Origin of the sequence: Aminithiophilus ramosus (assembly GCF_018069705.1) — a bacterium.
Lineage (GTDB): Bacteria > Synergistota > Synergistia > Synergistales > Aminithiophilaceae > Aminithiophilus > Aminithiophilus ramosus.
The window spans coordinates 2,331,388-2,348,245 of sequence record NZ_CP072943.1 but is presented as its reverse complement, the minus strand read 5'-3'; the positions used below and the strand labels follow the sequence as shown (position 1 = coordinate 2,348,245).

Below are 16,858 nucleotides of genomic sequence, written 5' to 3'. Positions count from 1 at the left end.
CCACGCGACAGAGGGGGCGCCCGATGACGGGGCGCCGGAAGGGGCGGGAGCAAGCTCCCGCCGAGAGCACGAGAGGAGGGACTTGCTTTGCCTGAAAGAGACGTCAGCGGAAGCAGGGGCGAAGGCGCCGTCGCTTTCAAGAGGGCCTTGGGTCTCAAGGAGGCCGTGACCATCACCGTCGGGACCGTCATCGGCGTGGGCCTTTTCACCACGGGGGCCAACAGCGTGGGCTATCTGGGCCCCCTGACGCTTGTGGCCACCTTCGTGGCCTTCCTCATCAGCCTCCTGCCCGCTTTGATCTACGCCGAGATGGGCGCCGCCCTTCCCTACGCGGGAGGAACGTACCGCTACGCCCGGGAGGGCCTGGGCGGAGTCTGGGGCATGCTGGCGGGATGGAACTTCGTCATCTCCCTCATCGCCGTCGCCAGCGGCGAGGGACTGGCCTTCTCCTTCTACCTCAAGACCCTGACGGAGGCCCTGGGCTTTCCCCTCCTGGTCGACGAACGGATCATCGCCGCGGCGATCATCCTGCTTTTCGTCGTCATCAACTGGCGGGGCGTCGAGATCGCCGGGCGCCTCCAGAACGCCGTCGTCTTCTTCTTCTGGGGCGTCGCCCTCGTCTGGTTCGCCACGATGAGCACGCGGATCAGCCTCGATTTCTTCCGGGTTCCCCTGGCGGGAGGGATCGAGCCGGGACAGTTCATCTTCGTCGTCTCCCTCGTCTGGTGGTGTTTCGCCGGTTTCGAGACCTGCTGCTCCATGGGCGAGGAGATCCGCCACCCTCAGGTGGTCATCCCCCGGGCCCTTTTCCTGACGCCCTTCATCGTCTTCGTCGTGACGGCCACCTTCCAGTGGTTCCTTCTGGGAATCGTCCCTCCCGAGAGCCTTGGCGGCATCAAAGAGGCCATGGCCCCCTATGCCGAGGGGATGAAGGCCGCCGGAATCCTCGGCTTTCCCCTGATCCTCCTCTGCGCCGGCATCGCCTTCGGCGGCGATCTGTCGACGCTCAACCCCTGCGTGGCGGCTCCCTCGCGCTACCTCTACAGCATGGCCCGCGACGGCGTGCTGCCCGGAATCCTGGGCAGACTGCACCCCAAATACAGGACGCCCCACGTGGCGATCGCCTTCATGGGCGTCGTGACCCTCCTTTTCGTCTCGACGGGGTCCATCATCTACATCGCCTCCCTCAGCCTCTTCGCCGACCTCTTCTTCTACGTCATCGGCTTCGCCGCCTTCATCGGCCTCCGCCGCCGTTCGCCCGGCCTGAAAAGGCCCTACCGCGCCCCGGGCGGCGTGGCCGGAGCCGTCGTCAGCGCCCTCATCTACATCGTGATGATGACCCAGCTTCCTCGCGACGCCTTCCTCTCCGGCGTGATCTGGAACCTCGTCGGCTGGGGCCTCTACCTCTTCTTCCGGTCCCGGAAGGCCGCCGACGACGTCCCGGCCCCCCTCCCCGACGCCCCCTCGCCGGAGGAGCGGAAGGAGCTGGACCGGGAATACCGCCGTTGGCGCGCCATCGTCCTGACCTGCTTCGGAGCGGTGCTGCTCCTTTTCGCCCTGCCCTTTCTGGCGGGGTGAGGGCAAAAACGAAAAGGTCCGATCGGGTCGAACCCGATCGGACCTTTTTCATCTTCCCGACGCGCCTTGAGGCGGCGCAAGCCTGCGGGCGAAAAGGGAAAACAGGGAGAGCTCTTCCCCCTGCTCGTGAAAGCTGAAGGCCAGATTCTCCCCCGAATCGGTGACGGAGCCGACGGCGACGCTCTCGGCGACGGAAAAGCGGGCCCGGTCCAGGGCCTGCCGGTAGAGGCGGAGATCGAAATTGCGGACATGGGCCTCGGGGTACTCGCGGCAGAGCCTTCGCACCGAGGCCCCCATGGGCGGCATATGGAAATAGGTGCCCAGAAGGACCGCGTCGGAGGCGAAAAAACGGTCCAGCTCGACGAGAAGATCGTCGTGGCGGTAGAACTGATGCTCGTTGGAGCCGAAAAAATCGATGAAACCGTCGACGCAGCCGTCGGCGAGGGGAAAATCGAGACCGGCGTCGGCCAGATAGAGAATATCCAGATCGTCGCGGTGAAGCTCGATCTTGCGCTTGTACATCTCCAGCGTCTCGGGGAACTTGTCGACGACGATGTAGAGATTGTCCGGGGCCAGCCTCCCGGCGGCGACGGCGATATAGAGAAAAAGATAGGCGTTGGCATGGGTCTCCATGACGACCCGGGCAGGGCCCAGACCGCCGAGCCTTTCGAGCATCCAGTTGTGGGCCTTGGCGAAAAGGGAGATGAGCGGCGACGGAAGGTCCTTGTAGAGTTCCCGCGTCGTGTCGGGCCTGTCGTGGCGGCTCCGGTTGACGTTGGCCGTCCTCAGAATGCCCCGGCGGATCTCGGCCCTGTAGCCGCAGGGACAGAGGACGGTCCCCTCGTGGACATAGCGGGCGTCCATCGAGGCATCGGTCAGAGAAAGGCGCCCCCGGCAGAGAGGGCAGGCCAGAAGGGCCAGGGCCCGGAGGGGAACGCCCGTCGAGGCGTTCCGGGGCCGGCACCGGCCGTAGATGGCCTGAATCTCGTCGGCGACGGCGTCGCGGGCCTCGACGAGGTGGCCGATCCGTTCCTCAAGCTCCCTCTTCTTGGCGATATAGAGCCCCACCAGCTCCAGCGTGTCCTCCGGGTCGCAGGGGTCGGAAATGCGCCGCAGAGAGAGGATGCGGTGGATCTCGTGAAGGGAGAAGCCCAGCCGCTTCAGTTCGAGGACCCGCTTCAGGTCCTCGACGGAGGCCTCGCTGAAAAGGTGCTGCTTGCCGGCCCGCTCGGGAATGATGATCCCGCTGCGGACGTAATAGCGGATGGTCTCGACGGGGAGGCCCAGCCTCCGGGAGAGCTCTCCTATTTTCATGAACGGCCTCCCTTCAGAGGACGGGGCGGAATCGTCCCGCGGCGCGGCCCGCCTCGGACGTCCCCGCCTCCGGTCCGACCGGGCACGATGAACGGAGCAGGCGACGGGTTCCGCTTGATTCTACCCTTTCTTCCCCCCTCCCGGCCAGACCGGACCTGGAGGGCCCGGCGGCGGGGCCGGAGCAGCTGCGCGACAAGCCCGTGCAAGGAGGTGTTGCCATGCGAGACACCTATGTTTTTCCCGCCGTCTTCACCCACAACAAAAACGGGTATGCCGTCGAATTTACCGAACTCCCCGGATGCCTCTCCTGTGCCGATCCCGAAGTCGAGGCCATCTCGTGCGCCCGATAAGTCCTCTCCCTGTACCTGTGGGACAGAGAGCAGGAAGGGAACCTACCCGGATCCGTCGTAGATATCAAATGTTTTATTGTCGTTTTTTATTTTTTTAGAGTAACTATGTCACGTTCTTCGTTGCGTTCGTAAACTATTGTTACTGAACGACCAGATTGTATTCTGTTGTCGATGTCTTTTAACCATGGCTTCGAAAAATCAATAGCGGATGCATTAATTTCTAGAATTCTATCTCCTGGTTTTAACCCATTTTTTTCGGCAATAGAACCTTTTTCGATTTCATCTATTACTCCATCACCTGACACACGTAGTATTCCTGATGTTGCTGTATTCTGTTTTTTTGTTGACTCTTGATGGGCTTTTTCTCCACTTCCTATTTGGGGTAATGTTGCCATCAAGTATTCTAAAGAGGTTCCGTCTGTCATGCTTTTGACTTGGAATAGAATTTCTTGGAATTTTCTCAAATCTTTCCTGTTTGTTATTTTGTTTGAAATTTCAAATCCGGTACCAGGGTTGGAGATCATAAAAGGAGCAACTGAAAGAATAATAAAATCAGAATATGGGACAATGGTAAAAACGCCTCTTCCTGCAGCATTTTGTCCAGTGTGTAGATTCATTAAAAAAATGTTTCCAGTTTCTTTGTCGAAGGATATCTGATACTCTGAATCTTTGCTAATCGAAAACCCGTTGTCAATCATTGTTGCTACAAGTGAATCTTTTACATGTTGGCGATCAGATGTTTCAATTTGTACTTGAAGTGAATATGTGGCGTATTTTGCTGACGATACCGATGCAAGAAATAGTACTCCAAAAAGTGATAGAAATATTTTTTTAATTCGGTTCCCCTCCTTTTTATTCTAGATAATCTCATGTATGTTGCGTAGCTGTAAGAATAATAATTTCGATGGTTCTGGGTTGTTGGGATTTTCTTCAGTTTAATCTTTCGGAGTTGTCCGGAATGGCTTCTACTCTTTTTTCTATTCTTGAATTGAGCTTGCAGATGATTTTTATAAGAGGAACCTATATTCGCAGTCTCTCCGCATGTAGCAGCGCTTGTCGTAGCCCAGGGCTTCAATGACGGAATTGGCTTTTTTTCAGGTTTGCCGACGCGGCTCGGATCGCCGGGGCGGATGACCGTGATGAGCTGGAAGTGTTTCATAGATGGTCTTCTCTGGTGGTCGGGGCAGTTCTCGTGCTCCCGCCTGAGGGTTTTGCCCCTCTTCTTCAGCCCGCCCCGGCGTTTCCCACCGAAGAGCTTTGTCGAGGGCGATGGGGCGGACCCCGTGGTCCCGTGGAGGGCGCCGGTTCGGCTGCGCGGTCTTCCGGCAGAAGGAATCCTCTCTGTCTCTGGTTTCGCCCCTGATTTCGCTGGCGCTTGACCGGAGCACCGGGCGGTTCCCTTCGCTCAAAACGGAAGCCACTGTCCCTCTTCGACTGCAGGCGTGCGTTTACGCTTCTTCGCTCTGGCCTTCTTCCTGGTCGTTTTTCCGTCCTTGCCGACGAGGCCAGCGGCGATTTCCTCGTCGTGGCGGCGGTGGTTCAGCTTCAGCAGACGTTCGAGAATCTCTCTGCGGGCGGCGCGGGAGACGGTGTAGCGGACGCGGTCGTTCTCGGGGAGGAATTCGAGTTCGTGGAAGCCGTGCTCCAGCGGGATGTCGCTCCATCCGTAGGCTTCGCGGACGGCTTCGTCGATGCGACGGTGGAGGCGGCGGAGTTCCTCGATCTCTTCGCGGGCGTGGGATGCCTTGTCCCCGGAGCGCTTGGCGGCCTTCTCGACGCTCCCGATGGAGAGGTCGGGAGCGTGATAGAGGTTGTAGAGCGAGGTGAGGCCGATGTCGAGCTTCGTCGTGAGCGCGCGCCTTCCCTCGTGCAGGCCCTTTCCCAGTTCGTCGAGGGGTTGGGCGGAGGCGGAGGGACTTCCCTCAGAGGAGGGTTCAAAGCCCGGAGGAAAGGGGAAAGTTTCAAAGATATCGGAGGGCGTATAACGCATTGTTGATCCCAAAGTTGATGCGTTTTTCCAAGCCCAAAATTCCTGAAACGACGAGTTCATCAATGAAAAAGATGAATGATCATCGAAAGCAAGCACCACCGTCATTTCTGAATAGATGAAGTTCTTATCCGCAAGACTGAAGACGGGTGTTTTTGTGACCCGCGCGGAAACCATCACCCGCTCCAAAGGAGCGATGGTGCGGTAGAGATTCATTGTTTGACGCGCAAACTGCCACCATCTACGCGCGCGGTCGCGAGCTGTGATATCCCCTTTCCACAGTTTGTCGCGCTCCGGCTTCACCAACCGCTCGACGATTTCCAAACAGTCCGGGTAGTCCGTGGCTACCGGGCCTTTGTATCCGTCGGGGGCGCTCTCCCTGTCCAGCGGCCAGTCTCTGAAGTTGATCACCCGGCGGCTGGGGCTCTGGTCGCTCCGGCCGTTCAGGTCCTCTCCGTTTAGGTAGGGGAAGAGGACATCTTTGTTCGCGGGATTCCGCTCGATCAGGTTTACGGCCTCTTCGGGCTCGAGGATGAAACCCATTCCGAGAACATACGAACCGATGAAGCTCTTCTCCGCGTTGGCCTCTAGCCTGAAGGGGGCGCCCTCGGACTTCTGATCGTCGAAGTAGGTGGAGATGTACGCGACGGGCTTTCCGTCGAGGACTCTTTTGCCGCTCCAGGTTCCCTTGCGGATGACCGCCTGGCTCACCGCGACGGCCGCGGCGCCGGGCCAGGGACGGCTGCGCACCGCCATGACGAGGGTGCCTCCGGCCTTTTCGATCACGTCGAGGCCTCCCTCCCGGGTACTTCCCTGCGCCAGTGTGTTGGTGGCGAGGGTGCCGAGCGAACGGTCTTCTTTCAGCAGGTCGTAGTTGCGCCGCACGAAGTAGCCGACGAGGTCGATCGCGCCTGCGGGGGCGTAGGCGGATTTGAGGTAGGCAAGGTACTCCTTCCCGAAAGCGCCCGACAGCCTCTGTCCTCCCAGAAAGGGCGGATTTCCCAGAAAGCAGTCGAAGCCTCCGCTCATCATCGCGTCGGCGAATTCGAGGAACCAGTGGAAGAAACGTCTTTCTCCGGCCACGGAAGAGGCGGCGTCCGCCGCAGGATGGCCGTCGAGGGTTTCCGTTCCGTCGAGGAACAGGCGGTACAGCCGTTGCGTGACGATGGAGGTTTCCGGGCGTTTGGAAAGGAAGAAGGCCGCGAGTTTGACGTCGGCCAGCGCTTTCAGGTGGCGCCAGTTTTCGTTGCCCGTCGCTCGGAGGTAGGCGTCTTTTTTTCGTTCGGCGCCTTCGGGCGTGGAGGCGTCCATCGCGGCGACGCCCCGGAGGGCGTTTACCACATCTTTCAGGCTTTTCCCCACGGTCGTTTCCCAGTCGATCTCCATCTGCCCCGGTCGGAGGCGCTCTTGCGCGTTGTTTCCTCGCAGTTTCGCGCAGAACTCCGGGTCGTCGCCTTCTCTCGTCTTGTACGCCTCGTCGGGGATGTCGTCCAGAAGCTGAGAGGCCCTCGCGATGCCGACCAGGCTGTCGCCGCACTTGATGCGGTGGTCGAGGAAGCCGAGCGGTTTTCCCGGGTTGTGCGATTCGAGCCAGAGGGCCACTTTGCAGAGGCGCACCGCCTGCGGGTTCGAGTCCACCCCGTAGATGCAGCCTTCGATGACGTCGCGCAGCGCCTGCCGGTAGGCCGCCGGATCGGGGTTGTCGGCTCCCGTGCGGACTCGGGCGACCTCGAGCGCGACTCTTCGGGCCGCGTTGAGGAGGATGTGCCCGGAGCCGCAGGCGTCGTCGCATATCCTGAGGTTCAGCAGCCGGTCTTCGGCGTCGGGCTCTTTCGTGGCCTTCCGGATCAACGGTTCCAGGGCGTGCTCGAGCAGCGGCTGCACCAGTTCCTCCGGCGTGTAGTGGCTCCCGCTCTTCCCCCGGTCGTTCCCGCGGACGAAGCGGAAGCGGAGCCTGTCGCCCGAATCGTCGATCTCCGCGTCGAGATCCAGAAGTCCCTCGTAGACGGAGCCGAACTCCTCGACGTTGAGCGCGGCGTAGTTCACCCGGACGGCCCCCAGCCGTTCGTCCCGGTAGGCGTCGAGCCGGTTCATCCCCTGGGCGAAGCGGCGGTTGTCCATCGAAAGCGGACGGAGCAGCGAGAAGGATTCCGGCGAGAAGAGATCTCCGGCGAGCGGTTTGAGGCCGAGTTCGGCGGCGCTCTTTTCGTTCTCGTGGAGCGAGAAGCAGGCGAGCAGCGTCGCCCAGAGGTCGGAGAACCGCTCCTCCTCCTTCCAGACGGAGCGGCAGCGTCGGCGGAGTGCGCTCAGCGAATAGTACCGGCGGTAGATCTCCTTCAGATCGTTCGGCGCCTCCGGCGGGTACGTCAGGTCGCGCTCCTCGATAACGAGGAGAAAGAGGATCCTGTAGACCAGCGTGAGGAGTTGGTCGTAGAGTTCGCGGGGCGTCCATCGTCCCTTCCCGAAGGCCCTGCGGAAGGCTTCGTTGTCCTGATGGAGAAGCAGCCCTTCCGCCCATGTCTCCAGAGCGCCGACAACGGCCTCGGAGAGCTTCTCTCTGATGCGGCTTCCGTTTTCGAGGCTATCCTGATGGTACGTTTCGAGGAGCGATTCGGCGGGGTTCTCCCCGTCCCGGGCCCACCGGGTGATGTGGAGAAGGCGGAAGAGCAGGGCGAAGTCGGCGAAAAGTTTCTCCTCGAAGATCCGTTCGAGGTTGAACTCAAGATAGGAGAGCTTGATCAGGCGGCTGGAATCGCGGACGAGGCGTAGCTGGAGCCCGTTGGTCAGCAGCGCGAAGAGGGCTTCCGAGAGGTTGACGTACTCCTGCGTCATGCTGTGCGGGCTGGCCTTGCTCCCCTCGCGCTTCCGGTCGAGACTTTCGAAGCAGCCGACGGCGTGAACCGGGCAGATCCTTCCGTTCGCGCGATGGCTTATCGGGAAGCCGCGCCCGCCGATCTCCACCGCCGGAGCGTTCTGAAGGTCGTAGCCGAGCAGCGCGAGAAGGGGTTGAATCCAGAACTGGCGCGTTCGGCTGGTGCCGTATTTGTCCTTGATGTCGTCCCTGTCGCGCCGGACTTTGAAGAGTTCCCACTGGGCCCTGGCGCTTGCCCATGCCTCCAGAATCTCCTCGCGCACCCTTCCGGCGAAACCGAAGTCGCCGGGACGCTGCCCCGGAAGCGCCTCCTCGGCGAGCTTTTCGAGCGTCTCGGGCCCCATGAGGGAGCCTTCCCACGAGACGGCATGGTACTTCATGACGCACCTCCGGGGAGAAAAATGTAGATTCCGAGGATATCCATCGGGATTACGGGTTCGACCACACGGAATCGGTCGCTTCTGGATTCGGTTCCGAGCGCCCTGTAGTAGCGCTCGTGCTGCGAGATGAGTTCCCGCGCCCGTGTCAGAGCCAGCGCGTCGAAGCCGGGGCGCAGCCCTTCGATCATGGAGAGTTCCCGTTCGAGCTGCGCCGCCTGCACGGAAAGCGGCAGATCGCCCGCCGCCATGGGGTTCTCCATGAGGCGTTCGACGACGTCATTCTCGACGACGCTCCGCTCCTCCCCGGCAAGGCCCCGCAGCAGGATCTCCTCGGCCACCATCCTTTTTTTCGCGCGCCGGTCGTCGATGACGTGGCGGGCGCGGAGCACGTAGAGGACGGTGCGCTCACGCACCGCGTGGGAGAGCACCACGGCGGCCCGGGCGACTCTGGGGGGCGCCGAGCCGTCGGGGGAGGGGGCGAGGGCTTCGGCGAGCACGGCCCGGCAGAGTGCCTCCACCGCGTCGTGGTTGCGCCCCCAGTACCGGCGTCCCTCGGGAAGGGGAGCGCGGAAGGCGAGTCGCGCCTCTCCCTTTCGGGAGGCTTCCTCCAGCCAGGGACGCAGCTTCTCGGGGAAGGCGGAGCGCGGCAGGTCGAGGGTGAGGGCTTTCGGGTCTTTCTCTGCCCGCACTCCGAAGAGTTCGCCGAGGGCGGAGTCCACAAAGCGATATACAGTCTCCGGCCGCCCCACGGCGGCGTCGGTAATGGCGAGGTCCTCTTCCAGTTCCTGCGCCTTGATACCCTGCTGCGCGAAGATCGTGCGGAGCGCGGATTCCTTCTTTTCCGCGACGGTGACGAGACGATCCAGCTCCACTTCGCACCTGACCCGCTCTTCGATATCGAACAGCTCCATCTGCCTCGTCGGTTTGCGTTTTTTCTCCGCCTCGGCGAGGATCGCCTGAAAGATGGTGTCGAGGAAGACCTTCGAGTCCTCGGGGAAGGGGATGCTCACGCCGATGTTGTTGCGGATGGTTCTGGCCTTGTTGTAGAGGACTCTCAGGACGACCCGGTCCATCGGGTTGTCCTTCCCGTAGAGAAGGCATGTGGATATTTCCGGGCGCGTCTGCCCGAAGCGGTCGACGCGCCCCTCGCGCTGTTCGAGGCGGTTCGGATTCCACGGAAGATCGTAGTGAAGCACCGCGTCGAAGAGGTTCTGGAGGTTGATTCCCTCGGAGAGGCAGTCGGTGGCCACGAGAATCCGCCGTTTGCCTCCGGCGGTCTCGGGGGTCATCGCCTCCACTCTCGCGCGACGTACCTCGTCTGGATCTTCGCTGGTGACGCACTCGACGACGGCTTTCCGTCCGAAGGCGTCGGCGAGGCGTTCGGCAAGGTATTTTGCCGTCAGGATGTAGCGGCAGAAAACGATGGGGCTGTAACCCTCGGTGAGCCATCGGCGAAGCTGCAGAATACAGGAGGCGCTTTTGACGTCGTGCGCGTCCCCTTCCATGCGGCGAAGCCGTCCGGCGAACTCCCTGAACTTCTCCCGCTGCGCGACAGTCAGCTCGGTACGGTTCAGTACGGGAGTCGGCAGTTCGTCGTCGCTCCCCTCGAGGCGTTCGTAGTGGGGGTGCTCCAGGGAGGCCGCGTCGGCGCCTCCGTTGTCGTTCTCGGGGAGAGCCCCTCCGGCGGCGCGGTTTTCGAGCATGGAAACACCCGCTCTCGGGCTGGACATGATGCCCCGGAGGAGCGCCAGAGCGGACCAGTATCGGAAGCGTTTCTGGTTTTCGGTACCGCGCTTGTTCGCCATGAGATCGGAGGCAAAGAGCAGCACGTCGTCGTACAGTTCCTGGTAGGCTTGGTCGAGTTCGTAGGGGAAGTCGACGGCGATTCGCTTCGGGAAGGGGGTGTGCTCGTCCATCCAGCGGACGATGTTTTCCCTTTTCCTCTGGACGAAGTGCCGCGCAAGTTCTTTGCGGAAAGATTCCTTTCCCTCCCACTCTCCGCTTTCGAATTCCGGTTTCAGGAGGCCGAGCAGCGAGCGGAATTCCTCCTCTTTTCCGGAGTGGGGCGTGGCGGTGACGAGGACGAGGTTACGCTCCTTCTTTTCGGCGAGGGCGCGGAGGAGCCTGTAGCGGAGCTGCTGCCCCGCGCGGGTGCCCTGGGGACGGGCACAGGCGTGCGCTTCGTCCACGATGACCAGCTCGGGAGCCTGCGAAGCGAAGACGGAGTAGCGGTTGTCCGCCTTGATGTAGTCGATGCTGATGACCTGGCAGGGGAAATAGCTGTAGACGCTCGCGTCGCCCGGAACCTGCCGGTCGAGCGCCGCCTGGGTGCCCGTCCGGAGAATGACGGCGTCGATTCCGAACTTGTCCTTCAACTCCTCCTGCCACTGTTCGCAGAGGTGCGGCGGACAGATGACGGCGAAGCGCCCTATTTCCCGCCGCTCGAGCAGCTCCCTGGCGATGAGGAGGGCTTCGACGGTTTTGCCGACGCCTACGTCGTCGGCAAGCAGAAGGCGCACCCCTTCTCTCTGTTTGAGGGCCATGACGAGGGGAACCATCTGGTAGCTCCGGGGACGGAAGCCGAGCCGAGCCGCGCACCGGAAAGGACCGGCCGCCGAACGGAGAGAGAGGCGGGAGGCGTCGAAAAGGAGGCGGGCGGCCCGTGCGCTGCCTAGGTCGTTCACAGTGGGCGGACCGAACTGCGAAGGGACGATCTCTCCCCTCTTCGCGAGCGGAAGGAAGATGCCGCAGACATCATCCTCTCGCCCGTCGAGCGGCTTGAGGCGGAGCAGATCTTCGCGCTCGGACGGCAGAACGACCCAGTCGCGGCTCCGTGCATGCACGAGCGTTCCCGTTTTGTAGATCACCCCTTTTCACCGCACCTTTCTGAAGACGTCGGGGCGGGAGGCGACGATGTCGTCCAGCGAGTCCCGATAGCAGTAGACGATATAATCCTGGCCCTTGTCGATGATCGCTTCCCGCTGCGACGCGTCGCGATCCCGCACGCCCTCGGCATCGTGAGGCGTGCCGTCGCAGAAGACGTGCAGAGGAAGCGCGTTTCCTCCTGATTTCCGTTCGTAGTAGAAGTCCGGCTGGCAGTAGAGTCCCTCGATCCGCCGCTGCGCGTCGTCGGGGAGGCGCAGGCCTCTCTCGTGAAGATAGTCGAGAAAACGCCTCTCCGTGGAGCTGGTCACATCGTATGTCTCCAGCAGGCGGCGGTACTGCTCCTCGTAGGTTCCCCCCTCGGAGGAGCCCACCTCTTCGCGGGCGTCGCGGAGGCGTTCGAGCGCGTTTTTGACAAGGTGGCGGTCGATCACGGCATGGTCGGGCTGGTTGTAGTAGCTCAGCAGGTCGTCGTAGCTCGCTTTTTCCTTGTAGTCCTCCTCGTCGAAGCGGCAGATTTTCCACGCCTCGTCGACGACGCGCCTCCACGCGGAACTTTCACGGACGAAGGCCGCCATGACGCCGAGGCTTCCCTCCGAGGCCTCGAACATGAGCAGATTCGGCGTCTCGGGGTTGCCGATGGGCGTGATGCCGAGTTCCGCGCTCTCCACCTGGAAGACCCGTTCGACGGCCGTCTTCAGTGCATACTGGAGCGTCACGCGCCCGGCGTAGTCGAGGTTGAGGATCTTGAGCGGCTCTATGTAGAGGGCGTCGGCGGTATCGCTTGTGTAGAGCTTGATGACCTTCAGATCCTCCGCTTTCACCTTGCTGATCTTCTCCTGCCCGTTCAGCACTCTCTCCCGGAAACCGTGGCTCTTCCAGTGCCCGGAGATGCGGTTGAGCACGAATCCGTCCTCCCTGGTGATCCTCCATTTCGAGTTCACGTAGATCAGCTCGGCGGAGGGAACGTATCGGAGCCGGAGAAGGACGTCCTCCCCGGCCATGAGGCGGATCTCGGAGAGACGGGAATAATCCCCTTTGAACCGGAAGTATGTGTCGATCTGATAGCCGATTCGCTGACGTTCCTCCTCGTCGCAGGTTATGTGCTGTGTCCGTTCCGCAAGGGCATCCGGCAGCGGGAGAAGTCCCGCGATCTTGAGGGTGCGTCCGTCGAGCTCGGCACCGCTCCACGGGTCGGTGTTCAATGCCTGTTCCCGGTCGAAGAGGATGTAGCCGGAATCCAGACAGACGGTCGCCTCCTGGCTTTCGTCGGCGGTTTCGCGTATCTGTGCGCGGGTGACCTTGTACTTCGAGCCGTTGTGATAGACGAGATTTTCCGGTCCCATCTCCCTGATGGCGAGCACCCTGTCCCGGCTGATCGCATCGGTTCCTTTTCCGACGTCGAGGAAGAGGCGGATCGGAAGCCTGGTGAAGTTGTATCCGGGCAGAAACCCCTCGCTTGCGAGATAGCGGTAGCTGTAGAACTCCGAGACGGAACCGGAAGAAACGTCGTTCAACAGGAGAGCGCGCAGACGACGGGCGAGCATATCGTTCCGCTGTGCCTCCTTGTATTCCGGGCTCGTCGTCTTGAAGGCGGGATTGTCCATGACCCGTCTGGCGGCCCGAACCTGATCCAGATACTGGCGATAGAGGTTCCGCCAGCGATTCAACGAAGCGTCGAAGGCGTCCCGGATTCCAGCGAGCCACCGCTCCGCGGTTTCGGGGCGGGTCGTTTCATTCCCCCCGATCGACAGGTCTGCGACGACGCTGCACCACTTTTCCAATACGCGAACGCCGCGCCGCTCGGCATCGGAGAGGTCTCCCCGGACTTCCGGTTTGAGGGGCAATTCCGGGTGCATGCAGTCGAGCAGATCGTCGAGGCGGCTGTCGAGCCCCGTCAACCCGAGCGTGGAGAGATAGAGGGCGTGGAAATGGCTCCGAAGCAGTTCCTCGTTGGAGAGATCGAGACGGGGAGCCGCGACCGTTCCCGCGACCATCTGATCGCGTCTGTTGAAGAAATGGGTATCATGGGCCGACTGCCTGCTGCAGCTTGTAAAAACCAGGGCTGGCTGTCCGCTCCGCCCTGCCCGTCCCGAACGCTGGGCGTAGTTCGCGGTGTTCGGCGGCACGTTCCTCATGTGAACGACGTTGAGGTCCGCGATGTCGATGCCGAGCTCCATGGTGGGCGAGCAGAAGAGCGCCGCCAGTTTTCCCTCGCGGAAGTCTTCCTCCCGCTGTTTTCTGCTCTCTTTGTCCGTCTGCCCCGTGTGCTCCCGCGACTTGATCCGTCCGCTGAAAGAGGCTTTTTCGTAAAGTTCGGTGAAAAAAACGTTCGGCTTCCGTTCCTTCCGGCGGCTGTTTGGCCGGTAGACGGGGTCGAAAGGAACGGTTCCATCGCCGATTGTCCAGACGATCTGGTCGGCGTTGAGCCTATAGGCGCGTCCCTCTTCGTCCACCTGCATGCTCGTGATCCAGCCCGCGTCCTCCATGATGCCGAGCACCTCAACGATGAAGCCGCGGTACGTTTCCGCATTCATTTTTTCCTTCCCCAGAGCCCGGCGGATATGGATGCCAAGGCGGCTTCTCGCTCCCACCGACTGCGCGTAGCCGCTTCCTTTCCGAAGATCCAGCCGTTTCCTGTCGAGCGTCAGCCAGGAGGGGTCGCGGATATCGTTGTTTTCCGGCACCCAGTCGTCGTTCAGCGTGCTCTTGAACTTTTCGATGTTCTTCCGTACGGCGTTGTTCTCGAAATAGGCGTTGTGATGCACCGCGCCGGATTTCCGGAAGAAGTCGAGAATGCTGTAGACGATCTCCTCGAAGTTCTGCCCGGCTTCGTCGCAGATCGCCCGGACGGAATTCCATCGTTCGTCGGCGACGCGCTCCTCCCACCCCTTGTAGGAGATCCGCATGAGTCCGCATGCCTCCAGCCCCGGAAGGTTGACGCGCCATGCGTTTCTCAGGTCGTTGAGCAGCATGTACTTGAGGAGGGTCTTGAAGATGTCCTGAATCTCTTTCCTTCTGCTGCAGAAAATCTCTCCGCTCTCGGATGTACGGGCATACTCTCCCATATCGAGGGCAAGACGCTCGAACACCTCGTCTTCGATGTCGGAGAAGGGAATTTCCTTTTTCTCCCGAAGGGCGAGCACGAGCGCGGAGCGCAGACGCACCGTCGCGACGAAGTCGTTGAAATGACCGGACTGGAGGGAGCAGTCCTGGCGATTATCCGCAAAGCTCAGGATCTTCGAGTCCTTGTCTTTGAAGCCGAGTCGCGACATCGCCCCAAGGATCGCGAGAGAGAGCACCGTGGTGGTCGTCGCCCTGCCTTCGAGGCCGAATCGTGACAGCTTCGTGTATTCGCTTGTTTTGTGGTGATAGAAATCGCCGCTTGTCGGATCGTAGATAAAGCCTACAGGGACGAACCAGCCCGTGAACCTTCCTTCCCCGTCTCCTCCTTCGGTGAAATTTCCGGAGACGTCGTAGGAGAGGGGCGACGGGAACTTGTGCCGATACTCCTTCCTGACGACGGGATACCCTCCGACGGTCTTCACGTAGTCTGAAGGAACGTTGAACAGGTCCTCGTCCGGATTCCAGGCCTTCTCGTCGGGGAGAAGGTAGCCGTACTCCGCGTTTCCCCGTTCGCCTTCGGGAAGCGACTCTTCGTTGAAATCCCGTGGTTCAAGCCTGCCAGAGGAGTCATTCTTTTTTACGCAGAGGAAGGGCTTGCCCGAGGTACGGTTGAACACCACCGGGAACAAAGGAACATGGACGCCGCCGACCCTTTTCGTCGGCGAGCCGTCAAAAACGACGATCCGCTCCTCTCCCCGGTGTAGGGAGACGGAGACGGGGGCGGACTGGGCGATGAACTGGTGGAGCTTGAAGGGCAGGATGAACGACTTGCGGAGCGCAGATGTTTCGTTTGCCGTCGCGATCCTCAGATTGACGGTCGCGATGCTCTCGAAGAGCGCCTTGATCGCGTTCTCGCACACTTCCGGAGCGGCGCCGGTATCGGCGCTCAGGGAGGTGACGATATCGGAGAGCGGTCGGGGCTCCCCACGCTGGAAACTCCCGCCATCGGGCCTGAGCGCCACACTCCGCTCGAGCCAGCGGAAGAGCGGCGAGGCGGAAAGGGCAGCGTCCCCCTCTTCGGGGTTTCTCCTCGGATCTTTTATTTCCTTGAGCAGATCCTCGCGATGGGGAGCTGCGTCGTCGAACGATATCGCCCGGAGAGATTCCTCTATCACCTGTTCCGGAGAAAAGCGCGTTCCGAAAAAGGTCGAGGCGACTTGGGCCACCTTCCACTTCCGATCCGTCGCGTGCGCTCCGCCCGCCATGGTCGCCGAAGTGCCGATGCAGACGATCGGGCCGGCGCATTCGGCCTTGATTCTCCGGATCAGAAGCGCGACATCGGCGCCCTGCCTTCCCCTGAAAGTGTGAAGCTCGTCGAAGACCAGATACCTGAGATTGGAGAAGATCGCGTTCTTGATGCGCTCGTCGCCGTGACGGGTGAGTATCAGCTCGAGCATCATGTAGTTTGTCAGCAGGATGTGGGGAGGATCCGTGCGCATGCGTTCGCGTTTTTCCTCGTCCTCCTGCCCGGTGAACTGACCGTACGTCACGGGGAAGGTCTCTCCCGTGTTTTTTTCGTATATCTCGGCGTACTTCCGTATCTCGCCGGACTGCGAGTTGATGAGGGCGTTCATGGGATACACAACGAGGCCCACAATGCCCCTGCGGGGGTTCTTGAGCACATTATCGAAGACCGTCCCGAGGAAGGTGAGGGATTTGCCCGATCCCGTCCCCGAAGTGACGATGAAGCTTTCTCCCGCGCTTCCCAGACGCAGGGCCTGTTCCTGATGTCTATGCAAAGAGAGGTTTGTGAAGATCGACGCCATGCCTTGGTGGAGGATTCCCTTGGCCACAAGCTGCTCGACGGTCGTCCCCGGTTCGTAGGAGGGGTTGAATTGAATGAGCGGTTCTGGGCACATCGCCTGAAGCCTTCCGGTATTCGTCAAGGCTGCTTCGATCTGCGGATCGTCGATATCGAGAAAGCTGGAGGCGAATGACTCGTACCGTTCCATTATCTGGCGGTGGAAACGGAAAATATCGATGGCGCCGTTCATGATGTACCCCCTTCGAGATCTCATGCTCCCTATAGTGGACCCCGAAAACGGGATCACGAGCGAAGGGAGATTCCAGATATCGCGTCCCTTCAAGGGATTTTCGGCGGGCCAGCTCTACCCGAAGTCCGCCTGGGCCCGCGAGGAGAGGCGGTGCGGCAAGGGGCCTTCTGCCGATGCCGTGGGGCGGGCGGACCGTGTCGGAGTGCCGTCGTCCCGGCGGGTGACAGAGGAGGACAGACAAGGAAGACAGAATTTTTTCATGATGCATCGACCTTTATTGATTGACATAACTTTATCACCAGACAAGTTAATGTCAACATCAAAAAAGAGGCTTCCCCGTCGGAAAGACGGGGAAGCCTCTTTTCGTTCAATCT

The 16,858-nt window shown here is 61.0% G+C and carries 7 protein-coding genes; 2 read left to right on the top strand and 5 right to left on the bottom strand.

Translation table 11 applies throughout. The features are described from left to right. The first annotated feature begins 87 nt into the window (after positions 1–87). Positions 88–1,578: an APC family permease gene (locus KAR29_RS10890; RefSeq protein ID WP_274373016.1), complete on the top strand. Its 1,491-nt coding sequence runs from the start codon at positions 88–90 to the stop codon at positions 1,576–1,578. 48 nt (positions 1,579–1,626) lie between these two features. Here KAR29_RS10890 and KAR29_RS10885 read toward each other — a convergent pair whose 3' ends face one another. Further along, positions 1,627–2,892 carry a MerR family transcriptional regulator gene (locus KAR29_RS10885; protein WP_274373015.1) on the bottom strand — a complete coding sequence of 422 codons (1,266 nt, stop codon included), beginning with the start codon at positions 2,890–2,892 and terminating at the stop codon, positions 1,627–1,629. Positions 2,893–3,110: 218 nt separating this feature from the next. On the opposite strand from KAR29_RS10885, the gene KAR29_RS10880 reads away from it, so the two are divergent. Next, the gene (locus KAR29_RS10880; RefSeq protein ID WP_274373014.1) at positions 3,111–3,242 is read left to right on the top strand and encodes a type II toxin-antitoxin system HicB family antitoxin; all 132 of its coding nucleotides are present in this window, start codon (positions 3,111–3,113) and stop codon (positions 3,240–3,242) included. An 86-nt stretch (positions 3,243–3,328) separates the two neighbouring features. Here the strand turns inward: KAR29_RS10880 and KAR29_RS10875 are convergent, their stop codons facing one another. From KAR29_RS10875 to KAR29_RS10860, 4 genes are all read right to left on the bottom strand, one after another. Beyond that, positions 3,329–3,859: a PDZ domain-containing protein gene (locus tag KAR29_RS10875; protein ID WP_274373013.1), complete on the bottom strand. Its 531-nt coding sequence runs from the start codon at positions 3,857–3,859 to the stop codon at positions 3,329–3,331. Positions 3,860–4,647: 788 nt separating this feature from the next. Further along, positions 4,648–8,481, bottom strand: a complete 3,834-nt coding sequence (locus tag KAR29_RS10870) for an Eco57I restriction-modification methylase domain-containing protein (RefSeq protein ID WP_274373012.1) — start codon at positions 8,479–8,481, stop codon at positions 4,648–4,650. Next, entirely contained in the window at positions 8,478–11,348 is a 2,871-nt protein-coding gene (locus KAR29_RS10865; protein WP_274373011.1) for an SNF2-related protein, read from the bottom strand. Before KAR29_RS10865 ends, KAR29_RS10870 begins: the two co-directional genes overlap by 4 nt. Positions 11,349–11,354: 6 nt before the next feature. After that, positions 11,355–16,484 carry a DEAD/DEAH box helicase gene (locus KAR29_RS10860; protein WP_274373010.1) on the bottom strand — a complete coding sequence of 1,710 codons (5,130 nt, stop codon included), beginning with the start codon at positions 16,482–16,484 and terminating at the stop codon, positions 11,355–11,357. Between the last annotated feature and the right edge of the window lie 374 nt (positions 16,485–16,858).